General features: G+C 55.6%; 16 protein-coding genes. 11 read left to right on the forward strand and 5 right to left on the reverse strand.

The genetic code is table 11. The annotated features are described in order from the left end of the window. Positions 1-7: 7 nt before the first annotated feature. Positions 8-910 (reverse strand): LysR family transcriptional regulator, encoded by a 903-nt coding sequence (locus tag ACRQ84_RS17020; protein ID WP_483816661.1) that lies wholly within the window; start codon positions 908-910, stop codon positions 8-10. Positions 911-1,014: 104 nt separating this feature from the next. Between ACRQ84_RS17020 and ACRQ84_RS17025 the strand changes: the two genes are divergently transcribed. From ACRQ84_RS17025 to ACRQ84_RS17040, 4 genes are all read left to right on the forward strand, one after another. Continuing rightward, a complete protein-coding gene (locus ACRQ84_RS17025) occupies positions 1,015-1,437 on the forward strand; it encodes a CidA/LrgA family protein (RefSeq protein WP_064737885.1) in 423 nt (140 codons plus the stop codon). Next, on the forward strand, positions 1,430-2,125 hold the full coding sequence (locus ACRQ84_RS17030; RefSeq protein ID WP_064737884.1) for an LrgB family protein: 696 nt from the start codon (positions 1,430-1,432) through the stop codon (positions 2,123-2,125). Before ACRQ84_RS17025 ends, ACRQ84_RS17030 begins: the two co-directional genes overlap by 8 nt. 85 nt (positions 2,126-2,210) lie before the next feature. Further along, positions 2,211-2,753, forward strand: a complete 543-nt coding sequence (locus tag ACRQ84_RS17035; RefSeq protein ID WP_483816662.1) for a YfaZ family outer membrane protein — start codon at positions 2,211-2,213, stop codon at positions 2,751-2,753. Positions 2,754-2,891: 138 nt separating this feature from the next. After that, a complete protein-coding gene (locus ACRQ84_RS17040; protein WP_008109987.1) occupies positions 2,892-3,437 on the forward strand; it encodes a YfaZ family outer membrane protein in 546 nt (181 codons plus the stop codon). 174 nt (positions 3,438-3,611) lie between these two features. Here the strand turns inward: ACRQ84_RS17040 and actP are convergent, their stop codons facing one another. The 3 genes from actP to acs form a co-directional block, all read right to left on the reverse strand. Further along, the gene (actP, locus tag ACRQ84_RS17045; protein ID WP_064737882.1) at positions 3,612-5,264 is read right to left on the reverse strand and encodes a cation/acetate symporter ActP; all 1,653 of its coding nucleotides are present in this window, start codon (positions 5,262-5,264) and stop codon (positions 3,612-3,614) included. Then, complete coding sequence (locus ACRQ84_RS17050; protein WP_064737881.1) at positions 5,261-5,587, reverse strand: DUF485 domain-containing protein; 327 nt, start codon at positions 5,585-5,587, stop codon at positions 5,261-5,263. The genes actP and ACRQ84_RS17050 overlap by 4 nt, the downstream gene beginning before the upstream one ends. A gap of 298 nt (positions 5,588-5,885) precedes the next feature. Next, entirely contained in the window at positions 5,886-7,841 is a 1,956-nt protein-coding gene (acs, locus tag ACRQ84_RS17055; RefSeq protein WP_483816663.1) for an acetate--CoA ligase, read from the reverse strand. Positions 7,842-8,422: 581 nt separating this feature from the next. Here acs and gltP point away from each other — a divergent pair. The 7 genes from gltP (at position 8,423) to ACRQ84_RS17090 (ending at position 21,974) form a co-directional block, all read left to right on the forward strand. Continuing rightward, positions 8,423-9,724, forward strand: coding sequence for a glutamate/aspartate:proton symporter GltP (gltP, locus tag ACRQ84_RS17060; RefSeq protein ID WP_483816664.1), 1,302 nt, complete (start codon positions 8,423-8,425; stop codon positions 9,722-9,724). A gap of 297 nt (positions 9,725-10,021) precedes the next feature. Beyond that, complete coding sequence (locus ACRQ84_RS17065) at positions 10,022-10,102, forward strand: type II toxin-antitoxin system HicA family toxin (RefSeq protein ID WP_483817945.1); 81 nt, start codon at positions 10,022-10,024, stop codon at positions 10,100-10,102. 94 nt (positions 10,103-10,196) lie between these two features. Further along, positions 10,197-10,601 (forward strand): type II toxin-antitoxin system HicB family antitoxin, encoded by a 405-nt coding sequence (locus ACRQ84_RS17070; protein ID WP_483816665.1) that lies wholly within the window; start codon positions 10,197-10,199, stop codon positions 10,599-10,601. Positions 10,602-10,769: 168 nt separating this feature from the next. Next, positions 10,770-11,681 carry an N-acetylmuramic acid 6-phosphate etherase gene (gene murQ, locus ACRQ84_RS17075; RefSeq protein WP_483816666.1) on the forward strand — a complete coding sequence of 304 codons (912 nt, stop codon included), beginning with the start codon at positions 10,770-10,772 and terminating at the stop codon, positions 11,679-11,681. Next, on the forward strand, positions 11,681-13,111 hold the full coding sequence (gene murP / locus ACRQ84_RS17080; protein ID WP_483817946.1) for a PTS N-acetylmuramic acid transporter subunit IIBC: 1,431 nt from the start codon (positions 11,681-11,683) through the stop codon (positions 13,109-13,111). The genes murQ and murP overlap by 1 nt, the downstream gene beginning before the upstream one ends. A 908-nt stretch (positions 13,112-14,019) precedes the next feature. Next, a complete protein-coding gene (locus ACRQ84_RS17085) occupies positions 14,020-20,097 on the forward strand; it encodes an autotransporter outer membrane beta-barrel domain-containing protein (protein ID WP_483816667.1) in 6,078 nt (2,025 codons plus the stop codon). A gap of 332 nt (positions 20,098-20,429) precedes the next feature. Then, entirely contained in the window at positions 20,430-21,974 is a 1,545-nt protein-coding gene (locus ACRQ84_RS17090; protein ID WP_064737873.1) for a methyl-accepting chemotaxis protein, read from the forward strand. Between the two features lie 3 nt (positions 21,975-21,977). Here ACRQ84_RS17090 and ACRQ84_RS17095 read toward each other — a convergent pair whose 3' ends face one another. Continuing rightward, positions 21,978-22,928 (reverse strand): cupin domain-containing protein, encoded by a 951-nt coding sequence (locus ACRQ84_RS17095; RefSeq protein ID WP_064737872.1) that lies wholly within the window; start codon positions 22,926-22,928, stop codon positions 21,978-21,980. Between the last annotated feature and the right edge of the window lie 5 nt (positions 22,929-22,933).

Consider the following 22,933-nt stretch of genomic DNA (forward strand, 5'->3'; position numbering starts at 1 on the left):
GCAGAATTTACACCGATAGCCGCGGCGCACTATCCGGCCAGTGTTGACGGCAACATTCGATCCACGCCTCGGCGCTGCGCGACAGGTAACTGCCTTCCCGCCAAATCAACCCTAAGCTCCACTGCAGCTCTGATTCCAGCGGCAGCCACAGCAGCGATTGCTTATCCAGCCGCTGACAAATCGGCTGCGGCAGAATCGCCAATCCCATGCCTGCTTGCACCATCGCCGCGAGAAAATCCCACTGCGCGCTGCGCAGCGCAATATTCGGCGTTAGGTTCTGGCGTTGAAACGCTTTGCGGATCTGACGATTGAGTGCGAACTCTTCATTGAGGATAAGCAGCGGGTGCTCGGCGAGCTCTTTCAAACCGACTTTCGTGTGATTAAGCCAGCGTTCACTGCGCGGCAGCAGTACGCAAAGCGGATGGTACATCAGCTCCAGCGTATTCAGCGGCTGGTCTGATTCAATCGGCAGCGCGGTAAGCGCAATATCCAGCGCGCCACTCAGCACCGCTTGCTGTGCCGTCAATCCGCCGAACTCGGATATTTTCAGCTGTACGCCCGGATAGCGACGGCGAAAGGCAGAGATCGAGCCCGCAATCTGCATGCCGACCATCGGCGGAATACCGAGCCGCAGCTCGCCGGTTTTCAGCTGGTTAATGTCAGCTAACTGCGCCTCCAGCTGATGAAACTCCTGCAGAATCGCCAATCCGCGCTGATAAACCGCCTGACCGCTGTCGGTGAGATGCAGCTTGCGGCCTTCGCGCAGCAGCAAGGTACAGCCGAGCTCCTCTTCCAGCTGGCGCAGCATTTTGCTGATGGTGGGCTGCGTCACGTAGAGCTTCTCAGCTGCGCGAGTGAAGCTTTGCTGGCGCACCACTTCCGTGAAGTAGCGCAGAGCGCGCACGTCCATAAGCATTCCTTTTTGGCATAGTTTGAATGATTTTAATTCATTTCTTTCACAGTTTGCGGCGGATTTATACTGAACGCCTCAATTCTTCAACAGGGTGAAAGGCAATGATGGCGTTAAGTCCGCGCAGAACGGATCTCCTGCAACGTACTTTTATTCCGCTGCAGCTGATGCTGTACGTTGGTTTATTTATTTTCAGCGACAAGCTGGTGAGCTGGCTGCATCTGCCGCTGCCCGCCAATGTGGTCGGCATGGTGTTGCTGCTGATCTTGATTATGACCCGCATTGTGCCGCTGCGCTGGGTGAAGGCCGGTGCCAACTGGCTGCTGGCGGAAATGCTGCTGTTCTTTATTCCGGCGGTAGTGGCGGTGGTGAATTACAGTGATTTACTGCGCAGCGAAGGCTGGCGCATCTGCGTGGTGATTGGCGTCAGTACTTTGCTGGTGCTGGCGTCTACGTCATTAGTAGTCGATCGTTTATATCGCTTCGAACTGGCGCGCGCCGCGCGCAAGCAGGCACTTCATGAATGATCTGCTGATTAGCCTGCTGTGTCTGGCGTTTACACTGCTGGTCTATTACATCAATAAAATGCTCTACCGTCGCTGGCGTACGCTGCTGCTGATGCCGCTGGTATTGACCCCGCTGGTGTTGGTGGCGCTGCTGTTGCTCACCCACGTGAGCTGGAAAAATTACATCGCCGAAAGCCACTGGCTGATTTGGTTGCTCGGCCCGGCAACGCTGGCGTTTGCCGTGCCGGTGTACGAGAACCTCGAGATCATCAAGCGCCACTGGCTGTCGCTCAGCGTCGGCGTGCTCACAGCAACGCTGGTGGCGGTATGCAGTTCGGTGTGGCTGGCGCGCTGGCTGACGCTGCCGGAAACCATCCAGCGCAGCCTGGCGGTGCGCTCAATTACCACACCGTTTGCGCTGGCGGCTGCGCAGCCCATTGGTGGCCAGCCGGATCTGGTGGCGCTGTTTGTGGTGATCACCGGCGTGTTCGGCATGGCGGTGGGGGATGTGCTGTTTCTGCGTATTGCCATCAAACAGGGCGTCGCCAAAGGTGCGGGATTCGGTGCAGCATCACACGGCGCAGGTACCGCGCGTGCTTACCAACTTGGCCAGCAGGAAGGCGTGGTGTCTAGCCTGGTGATGATGCTGTCTGGCGTGGTCACCGTCATTCTCGCGCCGCTGTTAAGCCACTTATTGTGGGCGGCGTAATGCGCTTGTTTTGAGTCAAGGCTCATACAGCCACCTCTTCGCTTTGCTTATTGTTTGCTCGCTCAAACAATAAGGAAGCGAAAAAATGAAAGGTAATTATTTTGCAATGGGGCTCCTGTTGGCCTCCGCTGGGGTAAACGCTCAGGAAATCGGTGTAAAGGGAGGGAGTGATTTCTTTGCTGCCGCCATCAACAGCCAAAAAACCGCGCCAGGTCTGCAATACGGTGTGGAATATGTGAATGCAAAACATCAGTCAGAATTGCTGGACGCTAATGTGGGTTACGGCGTAGCGCTGGGGGCACTGCGCGTCGTGCCACGCGTTGGGTTGTTCTGGGCTGAGTTGAACCACGATAAAACATCCAGCTATGGCGTCAATGCCGGTATACGGGCGATGGCACCGCTGCCACAAGCTCGCCATACCTGGCTCTACCTCGATTTTAGCCTGGCGCCAAATTTCAGCACCTACAAGCTGGATCACCTGCATCAGTTTGAAGCGGGTATCTACTACCAACCCGCACACTGGTTAACGCTGAGCTCCGGCTATCGTTATCTCGGCAGTGGCCTGCATGAGTACCACACCCAGCGTTCAATCGATGGATTGTTTATCGGCACAGCCTGGCGTTTCTAATCTGACCAGTGGCCTTTTGCGGCCACTTTTCCCCGCTGTAATCCATTTTTACGTAAAGCTTTCCAAATAATGTTGTCTCTCGTCGCCAGGCTGGTACCCTTGCCGCCGAATTAATTGTCCTTCATGGAGTGGAATCACATGTTAAAGCAACTTGTTACTGGAAGCGTATTGGGTCTGGCACTGCTGAGCAGCGGCGCGCAGGCAATTGAGGGCAGTGTTGACGTGGGTGAGCATAGCACCAACCTGAACCTTGGCCTTGGCACCACTTCACCAGGCCTGTTCCTGAAAGGCAACTGGTTGCGCAGCGATCACGATGGCAGCACCTATGGTGCGGGTCTGGGCTACAACATCGATGTGGGCGATTTCCGCATTGCACCTACCGCGAAAGCGCTGTTCACTCATCCGGAAGATGGCCGTGATGGCTTCACCGTGGCAGTGGGTGGCGCCGCGCAATACAGCTTCAACAGCATGTGGGGCCTGTACGGCGAATATTACTATGCGCCAGAAGCCTTCTCCGATCGTCTGGATAGCTACCAGGAAGCGTCAGGCGGCCTGAGCTTCACGCCGATTTCTCTGCTGAACCTGCGTGTGGGTTACCAGTACATCGAGCTGAACAACAAAGGCAGCCGCAAAGATAACGTCCTGGTCGATGGCCCTTACGTCGGCGCATCACTGCGTTTCTAATGATTTAACCAGGTGCGCATTAATGCGCACCCTACACAGTAGGGTCGCCATTCATGGCGACCTGGTCAATCACCGCACCCTACGGTGTAGGGTCGCCATTCATGGCGACCTGGTCAATCACCGCACCCTACGGTGTAGGGTCGCCATTCATGGCGACCTGGTCAATCACCGCATCTAATGCGATTTACCCTGCGAAATCCCAATTCCCGTCTGCGAGCGAATAAACTGTCCGCGGAAGCGGGCACGTTCCTGCGCACCGCGTGCTGAGTGGTCGGTAATCGAGAACAGCCAGATACCGATAAACGCCGCCAGCATGGAGAACAGTGCCGGGTATTCATACGGATAGATCGGCTTCTCGTGCCCCAAAACCTGCACCCAAATCGTCGGGCCGAGAATCATCAGCAGTACCGCCGTCACTAACCCCAGCCAGCCGCCGATCATCGCGCCGCGCGTGGTAAGTTTCGACCAGTACATCGATAGCAAGATGATCGGGAAATTACAGCTGGCGGCAATTGAGAATGCCAGTCCGACCATAAAGGCGATGTTCTGCTTCTCAAACAGGATCCCCAGCGCAATGGCCACGACGCCCAACACCAAAACGGTAATCTTCGAGATGCGCAACTCATCGCGTTCCGTCGCCTTACCTTCGCGGATCACGCTGGCATAGAGATCGTGTGACACCGCGGAAGCTCCCGCCAGGGTCAAACCTGCCACCACCGCCAGAATGGTGGCGAAAGCCACAGCCGAGATAAAGCCGAGGAACAGGCTTCCGCCGACCGCGTTGGCCAGATGCACCGCCGCCATGTTGGTGCCGCCGAGCAGCGCGCCGCTGGCATCTTTAAAGGCCGGGTTCGATCCCACCAGCAAAATTGCGCCGAAGCCGATGATAAAGGTCAGGAAGTAGAAGTAGCCCATAAAACCGGTGGCCCAGAACACACTCTTACGTGCTTCACGCGCATCGGCGACGGTGAAGAAGCGCATCAGAATATGCGGCAAACCGGCGGTACCGAACATCAAGCCCAGGCCAAGTGACAGCGCCGATATCGGATCTTTGACCAGGCCGCCAGGCTGCATAATCGCCGCGCCTTTCGGATGCACCGCCATCGCTTCGGTGAACAGCGTGTTGAAGCTGAAGCCGGTGGCTTTCATCACCATAATCGCCATAAAGCTGGCGCCAAACAGCAGCAGTACCGCTTTGATGATCTGCACCCAAGTGGTGGCCAGCATGCCGCCGAACAGCACGTACAGCACCATCAAAATACCGACCATCACCACCGCGATATGATAATCGAGGCCAAACAGCAGCTGTATGAGTTTACCGGCACCCACCATCTGCGCGATCAGGTACAGCGCCACCACCACCAGCGAACCGCAGGCTGACAGCGTACGGATCGGTTTCTGCGCCAGGCGATAAGACGCGACATCGGCAAAGGTATAGCGTCCGAGGTTACGCAGGCGTTCGGCAATCAAAAACAGAATCATCGGCCAGCCGACGAGGAAGCCAAGCGAATAAATCAGCCCGTCGTAGCCGGAGGTGTAAACCAGGGCAGAAATACCGAGGAAGGAGGCGGCAGACATAAAGTCGCCGGCAATGGCCAGTCCATTCTGAAAACCGGTGATATTGCCGCCCGCGGTGTAGTAATCGCTGCGCGAGCGGGTGCGTTTCGAGGCCCAATAGGTGATACCGAGCGTCGCCGCGACAAACACCACGAACATAATAATGGCTTCATAGTTGGTGGCCTGGCGTTGCACCGCGCCGGTAATGGCATCGGCGGCAAATACGCTGGCGGGCACGATGGCCAAAAACATCGAGAGTAAGCGCTTCATGATTTTATCTCGCTCAGGATCTGTTTGGTCAGACGATCAAATTCGCCATTAGCGCGCCACACGTAGACGCCGGTCAGTACAAACGACATCACGATCAAACCGACGCCAATCGGTATGCCGCGCGTGACGTTCGTGCCCGCGTGCAGCGGCGTGCCGAGCCAGCCGGGTGCGAAGGCGATCAGCAGAATAAAGCCGATGTAGAGCACCAGCATGATCACGCTCAGCAGCAGCGCAAACGCCTGGCGCTTGTGCACCAGTTCATTAAAGCGCGGATTACGCTCAACTTGTTGCCAGATTGCTTCCTGTTCAGGGGTTTCGTTCATCACATTTTCTCCAGAGGCAAGGCAGACGGAAATCTCACGGTAAAGTGATTTAACTGGCTGAATATTCTAGTTATATATACCCTTCATACTTCAAGCTACAGGTGCGTTGGCTGCGTATGACTCATCCCAGTCACTTACTTCAGTAAGCTCCTGGAATTCTCATCCTTGCCGCCTTCCTGCAGCTCGAATTATTTTGGGTATGGGTTGTGCGATGTTGAAAAGCATACGGCGTAAGGTAAAGGTGACGGAGAGGAACCTGTCGTGGACAAGCTGACACTCTCCGTCGGGTCGCTGCCGACTACGGCATGGTGATGGACTGTTTCTCCTCCAGCAATTTCTCTACCACGCCCGGGTCGGCCAGCGTAGAGGTATCGCCGAGATTGCTGGTATCGCCGGCGGCAATTTTGCGCAGAATACGGCGCATAATCTTGCCGGAGCGGGTTTTTGGCAGCGAGTCGGTCCAGTGCAGTACATCCGGTGTGGCAATCGGGCCGATCTCTTTACGCACCCAGTTACGCACTTCGGTATACAGCTCAGGCGACGGTTCTTCGCCGTGATTCAGCGTGATATAGGCGTAGATTGCCTGGCCTTTGATGCTGTGCGGAATGCCTACCACCGCGGCTTCGGCAATCTTCGGATGCGACACCAGCGCCGATTCAATCTCGGCGGTGCCGAGGCGATGGCCGGAAACGTTGAGCACGTCATCGACGCGACCGGTGATCCAGTAATAACCGTCTTCATCACGGCGCGCGCCGTCACCGCTGAAATAGCGATTTTTGAAGGTGGAGAAGTAGGTTTGTTCGAAACGATCGTGATCGCCATACAGCGTACGCGCCTGGCCTGGCCAGGAATCAACGATCACCAGGTTACCCTCGGTTGCGCCCTCCAGCGCGTTCCCTTCGTTATCCACCAGCGCGGGCTGTACGCCGAAGAACGGTTTGGTGGCGGAACCGGCTTTAAGCTCGGTCGCGCCCGGCAACGGGGTGATCATGAAGCCGCCGGTTTCGGTTTGCCACCAGGTATCAACAATCGGGCAACGGCTGTCGCCAATCTTTTTGTAATACCACTCCCAGGCTTCCGGGTTGATCGGTTCGCCCACCGAACCCATGATGCGCAGGCTGCTGCGATCGGTACCTTCAATCGCTTTATCGCCTTCGGCCATCAGGGCGCGAATCGCGGTTGGCGCGGTATACAGCAGCGTCACCTTATGTTTATCCACCACTTCCGCCATGCGGCTTGGTTTCGGCCAGTTCGGTACGCCTTCAAACATCAGCGTGGTAGCACCGCACGCCAGCGGACCGTAAATCAGATAGCTGTGACCGGTGATCCAGCCGACATCAGCGGTACACCAGTAAACATCATCAGGATGGTAATCAAACACATACTTAAAGGTACTGGCGGCATACACCAGATAACCGCCGGTGGTGTGCAGCACACCTTTCGGCTTGCCGGTGGAACCGGAGGTATACAGAATAAATAACGGATGTTCGGCATCAACGGCGACCGGTTCGTGCTGATCGCTGGCCTTTGCCACCAGATCGTGCCACCACAAATCGCGGCCTTCACGCCAGCCGGAATCTTTACCGGTGCGCTTAAACACCACCACATTTTTCACCGTGGTGACGTTCGGATTGTTCAGGGCATCATCAACATTTTTCTTCAGCGGAATGCTGCGACCGGCACGCACCCCTTCATCGGCGGTGATGATCAGTTTCGCGTTGGAATCGACTACGCGTCCGGCCACCGCTTCCGGTGAGAAGCCACCGAAAATCACCGAATGCACTGCGCCAATGCGCGCGCAGGCCAGCATGGCGACGGCAGCTTCGGGCACCATCGGCATATAAATTGCGACCACATCGCCTTTCTTGACGCCAAGGCTTACAAGCACATTGGCAAAGCGACAGACGTCCGCATGCAGCTCGCGGAAGGTGATGGTTTTGCTTTCGCTGGCGTCGTCACCTTCCCAGATAATAGCGGGATGATCGCCACGGGTGGCCAGATGACGGTCGAGACAGTTAGCGGCGAGATTCAGCGCGCCATCTTCGTACCAGCGAATCGAAATATTACCGGGGGCAAAGGAGGTATTTTTCACTTTGCTGTAAGGCTTAATCCAGTCAAGAATTTTGCCTTGCTCACCCCAGAAGGTGTCGGGATCGTCAACCGATTGTTGATACAGCGCCGCATACTGATCGGCATTAATAAGAGCATTCGCTGCAATGGCAGCGGGTACGGGATGCTTATGTATTTGGCTCATGGCTGACCTCCTTGAAGATGTTAATCATATGTCAATCAATGGTTAATTGAAGACCACGACAGGGCTTTGTTTCTGTTTTGTAGTCTGGATCACGACCTTTTAGCACGGCCAAATTCCCCGTCATTGCCTGGTAAAAACGTCGCGCGAGCAGCGCGATCTGCTGCTTTAAGCCTAAGAGATCGCTGCCTCTATTGTGCAAATAATCAGCAAACGAGCCGGGCCGCTTTTTGCGCAATCTTGCATAGCTATGCTGAAAATTATCGAATTAACACTTTTCATAACAGCGAGTTATGGCCGCTCACCTTTGTCAGCATTTTATGCTACTAACCTGAATAAGATTTGCGCTATCGCGCCGGGGGTTGCATTTACCGTAGTGAAAATGGTACTTATCTCGGCCCTGTTCAGCAGGTATCAACTCAGACTGCATCACTACGCAGGCGTAAAATGCCTGCACAGCTGTAACCGACGCAGTCATAAATAACCCTCTATTTTATCGGGCTTTTGCTCACTTCCCTGTGTGACATTTCTCCTGCACCTTCGCAGCAGAGCAAAGGGGTTTTTTACTGAGGAAATAACGCGTTATGAAAGGTTTTAAGTTCACCCTTGCATGGCAGATTTTAGTTGCGCTGATTCTGGGCGTGATTGTGGGAACCGTGCTGCATAATCAGCCCGACGATCGTGAATGGTTAATCACTAACATTCTGACGCCAGCGGGTGACATCTTTATTCATCTGATCAAGATGATCGTGGTACCGATTGTTATCTCCTCTCTGATTGTCGGCATTGCTGGCGTCGGCGATGCGAAAAAGCTCGGACGTATTGGTGTCAAAACCATCGTCTATTTTGAAGTGATCACCACCCTTGCCATTGTGGTCGGCATCACGCTGGCCAACGTATTCCAACCCGGCAGCGGCATTGATATGTCAACGCTGGCAACGGTGGACATCTCTAAATACGAAGCCACAACGGAAGCTGTGCAGGGCGCTCCACACGGTCTGGTGACCACCATTCTGTCGCTGATCCCGCAGAACATCTTCGCCTCGCTGGTGAAGGGCGACATGCTGCCGATTATCTTCTTCTCGGTGCTGTTTGGTATGGGGCTGTCGGCGCTGCCATCGGAACATCGCGATCCGCTGGTCACGGTATTCCGTTCTATTTCCGAAACCATGTTTAAAGTGACGCACATGATCATGCGTTATGCGCCGGTCGGCGTATTTGCGCTGATTGCCGTCACCATTGCCAACTTCGGTTTTGCCTCGCTCTATCCGCTGGCCAAGCTGGTGCTGCTGGTGTACGTGGCGATTCTGTTCTTTGCTTTCGTGGTGCTCGGCACGGTGGCGCGCTTCTGTAAGTTGCGCATTACGACGCTGATGCGCATTCTGAAAGACGAGCTGATTCTTGCCTATTCCACTTCCAGCTCAGAAACCGTGCTGCCGCGCATTATGCAGAAGATGGAAGCCTACGGTGCGCCGAAAGCCATCACCAGCTTCGTGGTGCCGACCGGTTACTCGTTCAACCTTGATGGTTCAACGCTGTACCAGAGCATCGCGGCGATCTTTATCGCCCAGCTGTATGGGATTGATCTGTCGCTGACTGACGAGATCATTCTGGTGCTGACGCTGATGGTGACCTCCAAAGGTATCGCCGGCGTGCCGGGCGTCTCCTTTGTGGTACTGCTGGCGACACTGGGCAGCGTGGGCATTCCGCTGGAAGGCCTGGCGTTTATTGCTGGTGTGGATCGCATCATGGACATGGCGCGTACCGCGCTGAACGTGATCGGTAACGCACTGGCGGTATTGGTGATTGCGCGCTGGGAAGACCAGTTCGACACCAAAAAGGCTGCCGCCTACGAACAGCAGCTGCGCACGCAAAGCGCCAGTTAATGTAAGCCGTAGGGTCGCCATTCATGGCGACCGCTATGCATCAAAACCCGCCATCGGCGGGTTTTTTTATGCCCGCTGCAGACATGTCTCATAACCTCTAAACACGCACCTGTTTAAAATCAATACCCACTATAACCATAAATATTGTTGAACGTGGTTATGGTGGGTATAATAACTGCATGCCAGGGTTCAGGGAGGTTGGATTGACCAGTGGCGAATTAATAAAGCTATTAGAGCGAAAATGGGTGGGTGCAAAAAAGGGTGAAAGGAAGTCATCACATTTTCAAAAAGGACGGAGTGAGGTATGCAATTGCGGTCCCTCACCCGACAAAAGATATTTCAACGGGCACGTTGAACACCATACTTAAACAGATGTGAAAACAGGCGCGCTTTGCGCGCCAAATTTCGGCAATAAATTATTCCAGTGCTTTGCACGTTATAGCAAGCCAGCCAAAGCTGGTGGGGGTTGCAAATGAGATATCCAATTTACATCCACAAGACAGAAAGTGGCACTTACTCAGGGTTTGTACCCGATGTGACCGGATGCTATTTCGCAGGTGATACCTTCGAGAACACAATACAAGATGCAGCGGAAGCGATAGACGCGCACGTAGAGTTCACTGTCGATGACGGTGGTTCAATTCCTGAGGCGAAAACCTTTGATGCACATCTTGATAATGAAGATTGTCAGGGCGGTGCCTGGGCTTATGTGGATGTCGATTTAAGCAAATATGATGGCAAGGCAATTAAGTTAAACATCACCATTGCACAAAACTTGTTGGCGCGTATCGATCGTTACGTTGAGGAACATCGGGAGTATGGTTCAAGAAGTGGATTCTTAGCGGAGTTAGCGCGCAGAGAGTTGGCCAAGACATAAACACATTATCCGCAACTTCGCATCATCAATTCAGCCTGCTTATGCAGGCTTTTTTGTTGGCACATGGCATCCAGACCTATGAACAAAAAATCTCAGATGCCGGAGGAATTAACAATTCTTTTTGATATATAGTTTATAGAATAAATTATTCTCTCACAGGAGCATTCCATGCAGATCGATCTCAGCCAGATGATTACCGAAGGGCGTAACCCCGCCAGCCAAAACATTGATGAGCTGACGACAGAAGCCATGCTGCGCGTGATCAATGATGAAGATAAAAAAGTGGCGCTGGCGGTAGAAGCCATCGTGCCGCAGATTGCGCAGGTGGTGGATACGATTGCCGAGGCATTCAGTAAAGGCGGCCGTCTGATCTATTGTGGCGCGGGTACATCGGGTCGTTTGGGGATTCTGGATGCCAGCGAATGTCCACCGACCTTTGGCACGCCGCGCAGCCAGGTGGTGGGATTGATTGCCGGTGGCCACACCGCGATTTTGCAAGCGGTGGAAAACGCTGAAGACAATGTGGAGCAGGGCGCGCAGGATCTGCGGGATATCCAGTTTAATGCGAACGATGTGCTGGTGGGCATTGCTGCCAGCGGCCGCACGCCATATGTGCTGGGCGCATTGGCGTATGCACGTCAGCAGGGCGCGTTTACGGCGGCCTTGACCTGTAATCCGAACAGCCCGATGTCGCAGGCCGCTGATGTGGCGCTCACGCCGGTAGTCGGCCCGGAAGTGGTTACCGGTTCATCACGTATGAAAGCCGGTACCGCCCAGAAGCTGGTACTGAATATGCTCACCACCGGCGCGATGATTCGCCGCGGCAAAGTGTATGGCAATTTGATGGTGGACGTTGAAGCGACTAATCAGAAGCTGGTGCAGCGCCAGGTGAATATCGTCAAACAAGCCACCGACTGTGATGATATTACCGCGCAGCAGGCGCTGGCAGCATGTCAGGGGCATTGTAAAACCGCGATAGTGATGGTGTTGGCAGGATTAAATGCCGATGACGCGAAATCACTGCTGAATCAAAATCAGGGCTTTATTCGCAACGCATTACGTGACGCAGGAGCACAATGATGGCCGCCATCACTGAAGGTGTGGTACGCGACATTCTGCATGCGGTGGGCGGTGCCGACAACGTTGTGCAGTGCGGCAACTGCATGACGCGCCTGCGTTTGACGCTGGCCGATGCCGCTCGGGTGGATAGTGCGAAGCTCAAAACGCTGCCGGGCGTGCTGGGTGTGATTGATAGCGACGCGCAGTTGCAAATCGTACTGGGTCCCGGCAAAGCACAAACCGCCGCCGAGAAGATGCAGCTGCTGCTCAATACCGCATCCACCGGCGATCTGCACAGCATTGCCAGCGCGCAAAAGCAGCAGATGAAGGCGAAGCAGACCAGCGCACTGCACCGCTTTCTCGCCTGTTTCGCCACCATCTTTACGCCGCTGATCCCCGGATTTATCGGCGCGGGTTTACTACTGGGTTTTGCCACGCTGATTGAGCAGATTTTCCACCTCAATCAGCCCGGCGAACATGCGCGCTGGCTGCTTGATAGCGTGGCGTACATGAAAGTCTTCGGTAAAGGGCTGTTCACCTTCCTGAGTATTTTGATCGGTTACAACGCGCAGAAAGCCTTTGGCGGAACCGGCGTAAACGGGGCCATTATCGCCTCGTTGTTTGTGCTGGGTTATGTACCTGATGCGAAGGTTGGCTATTACAGTGGGATGCAAGATTTCTTCGGCATGGTGATCGATCCGCGCGGCAATATTATTGGCGTGCTGCTGGCGGCCATATTCGGTGCCTGGGTTGAAAAACAGCTGCGCAAAATCATTCCTGACAATCTCGATATGATTCTGACATCGTTGCTGACATTATTAATTACTGGTGCCGCCACCTTCCTGGTGATTATGCCGATTGGCGGCGAATTATTTAAAGGCATGTCGTGGTTATTCATTCATCTGAATAACAATCCGTTCGGCTGTGCCATTCTCGCCGGACTGTTTTTAATCGCGGTGATGTTCGGTATTCATCAGGGCTTTATTCCGGTCTATTTTGCGCTGATGGAAACCCAGGGTTTTAATTCGCTATTTCCCATATTGGCGATGGCCGGGGCGGGCCAGGTCGGCGCAGCGTTGGCGCTATGGTGCAAAGCAGATAAAAACTCACTGCTGCGAAAGCAGATCAAAGGCGCGATAGTGCCGGGTTTGCTTGGCGTCGGCGAACCGCTGATTTATGGCGTTACGCTGCCGCGACTTAAGCCGTTTATTACCGCCTGTTTTGGCGGCGCGCTGGGCGGCTTCTTTATTGGGCTGGTGGCCTGGCTGGGATTGCCGGTGGGCATGAATACCGTGTTTGGGCCGTCTGGCTTAGTGACATTGCCGCTAATGACTTCATCACAGGGCATTTTTGCCGGTATGGCGGTTTATCTTGCCGGGCTGATAGTGGCGTGGATTGGCGGATTCGCCATTACCTGGTGGGCGGGCACCCGCAATGTCGATCTGAGTTAATTTCAACCCGCTGCCGTAGGGGCGCCATTTATGGCGTAATGCTCGTCAATTAAGCAGCGCATTGGCTCTGCGGGGGTTACCTGGTCGCCATGAATGGCGACCCTACAGGCGTTACAGCGATGGTGATTCAGAAATACGCATTGATGCTGCAGCGTGGGTGTTGAGGCGACATCCGAGCCCGCTGAACGAGTGAAGGATTCCAGGACGAGTCGCAGGGATGCGGCGAGAGGCGGCGCTGAGCAGGAGCGAATCGCCGCCGGTCCGTCAGGAATCGTGAGCGAGTGAAGGAACCGCGTAGCGGCGGGCTGGGCTGGCGCAGGGCCGCGGAGTGCAGAGGGCGCGGCCTGGCGCCCTCTGCTCGGTCGCCGCACGGCATAGCTGAAACTGCCCCAGCCGATAGCGAACGAAAGTCGCTCGGCGCTTAGCTTAACTGATCGGCATTACGCCATTCATGGCGACCAAATTAAACGTGATGCTAATCACATTTTTGCACTCCATCGTATCGCTTACCCCGGCACTGACAGTTTTACGGGGTACGGACCATTTGTAAGTAAAGCATCAGGAATAAATAAAGGATTTATTAAGGGGATAGCAGATGAGCACTTAACTTTAAAATGGTATTAATTTATTTATATTATTTAACCAACCTCGCAAATATTTATCCATTATCACAATAAGTTATCCTTAATTCCTTTTTGCATCACTGGATAAAAAAGTCTATACCTACAGCCAATAAATCTATAACGACTCTCGATCTCCTTTTTTCGCTGCACCGTATTTCTTCACACAGTTGTTCTCGAATGAGATTGCTAACCGGGATTGGTATTAACCTGCCGTTTTATCCCCTCGCGATGAATTTAACGCTGTTGCAATAACAGCGTGGACGCTGCACGCCCACTGGAGGAAGTATGAGGTTTCAATTAAATCCTATCGCTTTAGGGATGTTGGCGGCGCAGTTGCTGTTCATTCCAGCAATGCAAAGTCAGGCTGTTACATTGGGGACTTACACACCGCAAGATAATGACAATCAAACCGGCAGTCTTATTGTCAATGGAGGCAGCCAAACCCTGACCGGTAACCAGGCGTTCACGGCCGGTAGCGATGGCGCGGTGACCACCACGCTCGGACAAGTGGCGATTACCTCAGGCGCGCAATATCTTAATCAGGATCGTCTCGATCCCGGCCCGCAAAACTTCGCCATCACTACACCCGATCCCGCCACCGGCACCAACAGTACCTTCCAGGTTTATAACTCGGCCAGTTTGGTTGCTCTGGCGCCCGTTAGCAGCGAGACCAGCGTGCCGGATGTGCAGAACGTCAATGATGGACAATACATTGATGCCCGCGTGGCAGATGTCACGGGCGGCGGCACGCTGGATGTGAATATCGGCCAGACCAATGCGGCCAGCAGCGCCGCCACTAACAGTTGGACGATGGCTGCCAAACAGACCGAACTGTTTACGGTCGGCGCGAACAGTACGGTGAACTGGAACAGCAATAATCGCATCAGCTTTTTTGGCTCAACCGCCACGCCAGACGGCACGGGATCGGCGACCAGCAGCTATCAGGTACAAAACCTTGCCACCTACAACGGTGCCTTCAATGTGCAAACGCTGGATGGCAAAAGCACCAGCATCACTGTTACCAACGCCAGCCAACTGCAAAGCTACAACAACTGGCTGATAAGCCAATTGCAGTCGGGCAATCTCGATAAAACCCGCTATCTCACCGAATTTAACAAAGCCGTCACTTTCACCAATGCCAACATCGTTTACAACGTCAGCGCCACGCCACCGGATGAAGTCACCGAATCCATCGGCAATCGCATTGTGATTGAGGCCAATGGCAGCGGCGCGAAAGTGAACCTGGCCGCAGGCAAAACGCTGGAAGTGGTGGGCGCGACCGGCGGCGCGATCAGAGCCGCAAACGGCGCAGAAGCGGTGATTGATGGCAAACTGGCCAGCCGTGGCAGCGTCACCAATAACGGCACCCCGCTGGTATTAACCGATAACAGTACCGGCACCAATAACGGCGTGATCAACGGCGGTTTTCTCAATCGTCAGGATGGCACCGGCATTGGTTCAACCGGCTACGGCGCCAACGGCGTCTCCGTGCAAACCGGCAGTACTTTTAACAACAACGGCATTCTTAATCTCGCGACCACCGGCAGTAATTCGCAATATGGCGTCGCGGGAATCAATCTCGGTGCCAGCGCGACGGCGAATAACAGCGGCAATATTAATGTGGGTGTGAACGGTTCCAGCGCACGCGGCACCACCTCTGGCGTACTGCTTACCGATGCCACTGCCAGTTTTACCAATAACGCCAGCGGCAATATTTACATTGGGCGTGGGCCGCAAAACAGCGTGAGCGATGCGGTTGCGGACACGGCAATGAACCAGAGTGGCCTCACCAGCGGTATCGCCTTGGTCGCCAACGGCAACGCCGTGAACGACGGCAACATCACCATCGGGACAAAAACGCAAAACGCAGCGGGGATGTCGGCGACCGGCGCGAATAACGCCACCCTGATCAACCGCGGTGTGATCAATGTGAATGGTGCCGCAGCCACAATACCGCGTGAAAACGTCGGGATGCTGGTGACCAACAGCGGCGGGAACATTGATAACGCCGGCACCATTAATCTGAATGGCGTCAACGGCACCGGCTTGAAAGTGCTGGCGACCAACGGCAATAGCGCCAGCGCCACCTCAACCGGCACCATCAACGTGGCGGGAGGGGCAGATCCAGCCAGCGGCACGCGTAACTATGGCGTGTGGGTTGAGGGACAAGGCGCGACGGGTAGCGCACAGGCCACAGTCGATGGCCCAATCAATCTCAGCGGTAATGGCGCGATTGGCGTGCATGCACGGGGTAACTCCACGGTGACGGTTGATCCAGCGGCGGTGCCGACCTTCTCCAGCGGCACCAATCAAATCGCGTTCTTCGCTTACGGCCCAAATGCGCTGATTAATGTACTGGGAAATAATCCGTTTGATGTGACGACGCAGAACTCCACGCTGTTCCGCGTTGAGCAGGGCGCGGACTTTAACGGTAACGCCTTGTCATTGATCGCCTCGGGTGCCGGTTCGACAGCGGTACTTGGCAGTGGCGCAGGCACAGATGTGAATACGGATGCGGCGGTAATTAACGTCAGCGGCACCGGCGCTAATGGCATCACCGTTGAAGGCGGAGCAAAAGGCGTCATTGATGCCGCCACCACCATGAATCTCACCGGTAGCAACGCGATTGGCGCGATTGTTGATGGGCAAAAACACGATATCTTTGGCAAAAACAGCGGCTCGCCGGTGGCCAGCACCAGCCTGAACTCCGCCGCATCACTCAATGCAGCGCAGAGCGGATTAACCGGTTATCTGGCACGTAATCGCGCGCAGTTGACCAACACCGGCGATATTACCTTCAGCGGGGCCAATTCCACTGGCATTCGCGTGGAGAGCGGCGCAACCGGCACCAATAGCGGCAATATCAACATCAACGATGGCGGCACCGGCATCGCGGTGAACAGCAGCGGTAGCACCTCAGCCACCACCGCTAATAATACGGGCACGATTAACGTCAACGGCGGCAGCACCACCAGCCGCAGCCGTGGCGTCAGCGCCAGCGGTAATCGTGCGGTAGCGAACCTGAATGGCGGCACGCTGAATCTCAACGGTACGGGCGCGATCGGGGCGGAAGCGCTGAATGGCGCAGCGGTGAATATCGCCGCCGGTTCAGCGCCGATATTCAATAACACCGATCAAATTGCCTATCACGCAGCGGGCAGCGGATCACGCATCAGCTCAGCCACCAACGCTTTAGATATCAACAGCAGCGGCTCAACCGGCTATCGCATTGATGATGGTGCGGCGCTGAGTTTTACCAATCCCACAACTATCTCTACCCGCGCCAGCGGTACGACCGGCGCGATTATTTCGGGCAGCGGCAGCAGCCTGAATAGCAGCAACGCCAACTTCACCGCCAACGGTCAGGGCAGCACGGCGATCCGCGCGGAAGGCGGGGCTAACGCCACGCTGGATAGCGGCAGCAGCATTAATCTAAGCGGCAGCAACGCGGTTGGCGTACTGGTCAACAATCTGCGCACCGACCTGAGCAACGCGCTGGATGGCAGTGCAGCGGCCACCACTGTGACAAGCAATGGCAACGTGAGCGGTGCAGGGAACGGGGCGATAGGTTTTGATGTCACCAACGGTGCTCAACTGGTCAACACTGGCAATGTAAATCTTACTGGCAGTAACAACATCGGCATTCGCTCACGCGCGGGCAGCACGCTGACCAACAACGGCGTGGTGAATGTGGCAAACGGTACCGGACTGGATGTGTCAGGCAGCGGCAGCACGCTGGCGAAAGGCGGCACCATTAACGTTGATAACGGCATCGCGGGCGTGCGCATCAGCGATGGCGCGCAACTGGCGCTGACCGGCAGCGACACGGTGATCACCACGCGCGGCGACGCGCACGGCATCTTGCTGGATAGCGGGGCGACAGCGCTGAGCGCCAGTGACGCTACGGTAAATGTGCTCGGCAGCGGAAATGGTATTGAGAACCGCGCTGAGCTTAGCAACGTAGGCCTGAGTAATCTCACCATTAACGTCGGCAACGGTAACGGTATTCGCACCGCGGTACCGTTCGACCCTGCCTCCACGGTGACCACCAATGTGTCCGGCAGTGGCACCGGCCTGAATATCGTTAATGCCGATGGCTCCACCACTAACGGCGATTTAACCCTGGGCTCCGGTTACCAGTTTAATGTTACTGGCGCAGGCGGCACTGGCATCCGTGCTAATACCACCGGCAATGTCACCACTGCCGCCAACGTCAATATTGATAATGCAGCAGGTGGATCGGCGCTGATTTCCAGCACCGCCGGCACCATCGTCAATACCGGCAACTTCACCTCCAACAGCCTGACATCGCCGGTGGTCGATTTACGCGGCGGTAAAACCATCTTCGAGAACCTCGGCACCATCACCACCGCCAGTCCACAAACCGTGGCGGTGGCGGGTAGCAACGCCGATGACGAAATCTTGCTGACCGAAGGGGCGGTGCAGGGCGATATCAATCCAGGCGGCGGATCGGATGTGTTCCGCTGGACCGGCGGCACGCTCAACGGCAGCCTGACCATGGGCAACGACAACAACAACCTGGCAGAGGTGAGCAACGTCGATCTCGGCACCACCTACCACCTCACCAGCGGTACCGGCACCGGCAACACCTTAACCTTCAATAACATTGCATCACGCGGTGGCTCGTTCAGTACCGACGATCTTAGCAAAGGGGTGAATCTCGGCAGCGGCTGGAGCACCATCAACTTCAACAATTCACAGTGGACCTTGACCGACAACCTCAAGCTTGCGCACAGCGATATCAACATCGGCAGCGGTTCAACGCTGTATGCCGGTAACAATGTCAATCCAACGTTGGCGGGCGGCTCTGACAACTCGCTGGTGGTGAATAACGCCGGGATCATCGATCTAACCAATGGCAGCGGTTCGCCAGGTAATACGCTGAATATCGATGGCTCGCTCGCGTCACAAGGGGGTGAGGCGAATATAGTCACTAACCTGAATCAGGGCGGCGCGCTGAGTAATCAGTTCACCGACCACATCAATGTAGAAGGTGATGCCAGCGGCACGACTTTACTGAATGTGAAGCTGGATGCTGCCAGCACCGGTGCACTGACCGATGTTAACCGCTCCGGCGCTATCGATGCGTACGAAGGTATTTCTCTGGCGCAGGTGGCTGGCAGCGGCAGCGGTAGCAGCTTCGGCTTGCAGGGCGGATATCTGGCGGCGGGGCCGTGGCAGTATCAGCTTTACAGCTTCGCGCCGGGTGCCAGCGATCCTGGCCAGCGTTTAGTCAGCGGTACAGGCAACAATTACTGGGACTATCGTCTGGCGAACACCTACGTGTGTCAGGGTGAAACCAGCTGTTCACCATTGGTCACCACGCCGTTTAGTTCTGCTCCACGGGTAAACAACAATGCGCGTCCGGCCGTGGTACCGCAGGTGCCATCCTACGTATCTGCACCGGTTGGCCTGGCGTACTACACGGCGGCGATCATTGATGACTTGCATAAACGCTTGGGTGAACTGCGCCATGAACAAACCCGTCCGGAAGGCAAGGGGGGGGAAATGTTTGTGCGCTACATCGGCTCGAATCTCAAGTACAAAAGCGATCGCACGTTCCGGGATTACGGTTATGACTTTGACCTCGATTACAGCGCGGTGCAGATCGGCGGTAACCTGTTAAAACTCGACGGCGAGAAAGACAGTCTGCGTGGCGGCTTGGCCTATACGCGTGGCAATACCCGTCTGCGCCCACACGCTGCCGATGGCTACAGCAGCACCACCTTCGACAGCGACAGTCTGGCATTTTACGGCACCTGGCAGCGCCAGAACGGCTTCTATCTGGATGGCGTGTTGTCATTCGACTGGCATCGTGGTGAAACTGACATTGCGCGTAAGCAAGAGGTGGCAAAGCTGAAAGGTCACGGCTGGACGGCCTCGCTGGAGAGCGGTTATCCGTTTGAGTTGGGCGAGGGTTATAAGCTGGAGCCGCAGGCGCAGTTAATGTACATGAAGCTCAACATGAACGACTTGGTTGATGAAGATGGTAATCAGGTGCGCTATAGCAACTACAACCAAACGATCGGTCGTTTAGGCGCGAGACTGGATCGCACCTGGACCGACGAAAGCAATCGTCAATACACGCCATATCTGCGCGCCAACTATTACAAAGGTTGGGGTGGCACAGCGAAGACCTCGGTGTCATCGGTGGATAATCCGGCGTTTAATGCGAGCTTCGAGAGCGGTCACTTTGGTCAAATGTGGGAAGTGGGCGCGGGTGGCACCGCCACCTTGCAAAAGGACGTGTCGTTGTATGCTGAAGCTGATTATCGCAAAGAGATTGACGGCAACGGCGCCAGAGGATGGCGTTATAACGTGGGCGTTCGCTGGCAGTTCTGATTTGCCGGCGCCCTTCACGCTGCAGCGGCGTTGGCTGCGCCTCCTCACCCCGGTCACATAGTAAACTATGCTCCCGGGGATGAGTCGGCTTGCCGCCTTGCTGCAACGGGAATGGCTTTGGCAAATGCCGTGAGGTAAAAGATTGATTTGGTTTACTGTAAAACCAGATTAATAGATGACATGGGTGACAAAAATGTGAAAGCCGCTGCATAGCGGCTTTTTTATTGTGGTTAATTTGAAATGGACGCTAAAGCCAGGCCATCGCAGTGCCGAAAAGGTAAAAAACCGTTATCAATTTTTTCTTTTAGCCTGCTTCTGGCAAGGACACACACATGCGTAACAACCAGCCCGTCACTCAGCGCGAATTCGCCTTTGCCGATGACGCCACACTGATGTCGACCACCGATCTTAGCAGCCACATCACTTACGCGAACGATGCCTTTATTGAAGTCAGCGGCTTTAGCCCGGAAGAGGTGAATGGCCAACCGCATAACATGGTGCGCCATCCCGATATGCCACCTGAAGCCTTTGCCGATATGTGGTCGACCCTCAAGCAGGGCGAGCCGTGGACGGCGCTGGTGAAAAACCGTCGTAAAAATGGCGATCACTACTGGGTGCGGGCCAACGCCATTCCGGTGGTGCGCGAGGGCAACGTTCAGGGCTTTATGTCGGTGCGCACCAAGCCGTCAGCCGAGGAAGTACGACAAACTGAAGCGCTCTACCGCGATTTCCGCGAAGGCCGCGCGAAAGGGCGTCGCTTTCATAAAGGATTGATTGTCGGTACCGGCTGGCGTCGCATGGGCTCAATGCTAAAAACCCTGCCGCTGCGCTGGCGTATTCGCTCAACCTTGCTCACGCTGCTGCCGCTCTCGGTGCTGGGCGTTTGGTCGTTGGGCATGGCACCGCTGGCGATGGGCTGCTTTGCCGGCGGCATGGCGGCTATTTTGCTGTTGGCGAGCCTGTGGCTCGAACAGCAAATTTCGCGTCCAATGGAACGCATGTGCCGCCAGGCGTTAAGCGTGGCGACCGGTGCTAGCCATAAAGTGGAACAGATTGATCGCGTCGATGAGATTGGCGTCACGCTGCGCGCCATCGGCCAGCTGGGTCTGATGTTTCGCTGGCTGGTGGATGATGTTAGCGGCCAGGCCATTAACGTTCTTGGCGCCAGCGATGCCATTGCGCGCAGCAACGACGAACTGAGCCGCCGTACCGAACAGGCCGCTGCCAATGTGCAGCAAACGGCCGCAACCATGAACGAAATGACGGCGACGGTGAAGAGCAACACCGAAACGGCCAAAGAGGTGAATGGTCTATCGGAAAACACCAGCTTTGCGGCAATTAAAGGCGGCGAGGTGATGAAGGAGATGATGGGCATGATGGCCGAAATCGCCGATAGCTCGAAGCGCATCGCCAACATTACCAGCGTAATTGACGGCATCGCCTTCCAGACCAATATTCTGGCGCTGAACGCGGCGGTAGAAGCGGCGCGTGCCGGCGAGCAAGGCAAAGGATTCGCGGTGGTGGCCGGTGAAGTACGCAGCCTGGCGCAGCGTAGCGCCAAAGCCGCCAGTGAAATCAAACATCTGGTGGAAACCAGCGCTAACCGCGTGCAGTCGGGTAGCGATCATGCCGATGCGGCCGGGCAAACCATGCAGGAGATTGTCGACCAGGTGCAGAATGTCACTGCCTTGATCGCGCAAATCAGCGGTGCCACTGCTGAACAGGCCATCGCGCTGACACAGGTCAGCACGGCGGTCGAGGATCTGGACGATATCACCCACCAAAATGCTGCCCGTGTGGCCGAAAGTGCCGAGGCGTCGGGCCGCATGACGCATCAGGCTAATCGCCTGGTAGAAGCGATTAGCGTATTTCGTTGATATTTATCGAATTTCCCGCTCGGCGCGCAGTGCGCCGGGGGGCGTGCCGACAATACGTTTAAACGCGCGGCTAAACGCTGCCAGTGATCCGTAACCGAGGTGGAAAGCAACGCTTTCCACCGCTTCGCCCTCATTGACGATACGTTCCACCGCCAGCCGCATGCGCAGTTCGGTAAGATAGCGCAGCGGCGTCATGCCGGTTGCCGTCTGGAAGCGCGCGGCAAACACCGAACGTGAGCTGCCGGATTCACGCGCCAGCCGTTCCACCGTCCAGTTTTCACCCGGTGCGCGATGCATCGCTGCCATCGCCAGGCTGAGACGCGGATCGCGCAGCGCCTGCACCAATCCACTGCCTTTACCGCAGCCATTCTCCACCCAGCCACGCACAATCTGTGCCGCCACCACATCTGCCAGCCGTGACAAAATCCCGGCGAAACCGGCTTTGCGCTGGCGCGTTTCGCGCTCCATCGCATCGAGAATGGGCTGAATCTCCGGGTACTGCGCCAGAAGTGTGCTGACCAACATGACATCTGGCATGGTATGCACCAGCGGCTGCATGCCGCCCAATTCAAATGCCATGCAAGCGCTGAACAGAATCACATCGCTATTATCCGGGCAGAGCTCTGTGCTGTCGTCGATGGCGCAGACGCTGGCGCAAATCGGCCGACTATTAAAGGTCGAGATGGGTTCGCACATCGCCTCTTCGCTGGAGATCAGCGCGTGTGGCTTGCCGTGGGGGATCAGCAACGCATCGCCGGCCTGGAGCGGATAGATCACGCCTGACGCTGAGCGGATCAGTAACGATCCGCGCCCAACAAAATGCAGTTGCGCACGGCCTGGCGCATCGTCATATTGCAGGCCAAAAGGCGCATGCAGTGCAATGCGCTGATATTTGACGCCATAAAGGCGCATGCCCATTAGCAATTCACTGGTCAGATCTTCATAGCGGCTCATATCAA

The sequence above is a fragment of the Pantoea sp. E2023-21 genome, from assembly GCF_051302795.1.
In the GTDB taxonomy this organism is placed as follows: Bacteria; Pseudomonadota; Gammaproteobacteria; order Enterobacterales; family Enterobacteriaceae; genus Pantoea; species Pantoea ludwigii_A.

Bases quoted from the DNA above. Each gene is read 5' to 3' on its own strand.
- ACRQ84_RS17020 (WP_483816661.1), bottom strand. From the start codon at position 910: ATGGACGTGCGCGCTCTGCGCTACTTCACGGAAGTGGTGCGCCAGCAA.
- ACRQ84_RS17025 (WP_064737885.1), top strand. From the start codon at position 1,015: ATGATGGCGTTAAGTCCGCGCAGAACGGATCTCCTGCAACGTACTTTT.
- ACRQ84_RS17030 (WP_064737884.1), top strand. From the start codon at position 1,430: ATGAATGATCTGCTGATTAGCCTGCTGTGTCTGGCGTTTACACTGCTG.
- ACRQ84_RS17035 (WP_483816662.1), top strand. From the start codon at position 2,211: ATGAAAGGTAATTATTTTGCAATGGGGCTCCTGTTGGCCTCCGCTGGG.
- ACRQ84_RS17040 (WP_008109987.1), top strand. From the start codon at position 2,892: ATGTTAAAGCAACTTGTTACTGGAAGCGTATTGGGTCTGGCACTGCTG.
- actP (WP_064737882.1), bottom strand. From the start codon at position 5,264: ATGAAGCGCTTACTCTCGATGTTTTTGGCCATCGTGCCCGCCAGCGTA.
- ACRQ84_RS17050 (WP_064737881.1), bottom strand. From the start codon at position 5,587: ATGAACGAAACCCCTGAACAGGAAGCAATCTGGCAACAAGTTGAGCGT.
- acs (WP_483816663.1), bottom strand. From the start codon at position 7,841: ATGAGCCAAATACATAAGCATCCCGTACCCGCTGCCATTGCAGCGAAT.
- gltP (WP_483816664.1), top strand. From the start codon at position 8,423: ATGAAAGGTTTTAAGTTCACCCTTGCATGGCAGATTTTAGTTGCGCTG.
- ACRQ84_RS17070 (WP_483816665.1), top strand. From the start codon at position 10,197: ATGAGATATCCAATTTACATCCACAAGACAGAAAGTGGCACTTACTCA.
- murQ (WP_483816666.1), top strand. From the start codon at position 10,770: ATGCAGATCGATCTCAGCCAGATGATTACCGAAGGGCGTAACCCCGCC.
- murP (WP_483817946.1), top strand. From the start codon at position 11,681: ATGGCCGCCATCACTGAAGGTGTGGTACGCGACATTCTGCATGCGGTG.
- ACRQ84_RS17085 (WP_483816667.1), top strand. From the start codon at position 14,020: ATGAGGTTTCAATTAAATCCTATCGCTTTAGGGATGTTGGCGGCGCAG.
- ACRQ84_RS17090 (WP_064737873.1), top strand. From the start codon at position 20,430: ATGCGTAACAACCAGCCCGTCACTCAGCGCGAATTCGCCTTTGCCGAT.
- ACRQ84_RS17095 (WP_064737872.1), bottom strand. From the start codon at position 22,928: ATGAGCCGCTATGAAGATCTGACCAGTGAATTGCTAATGGGCATGCGC.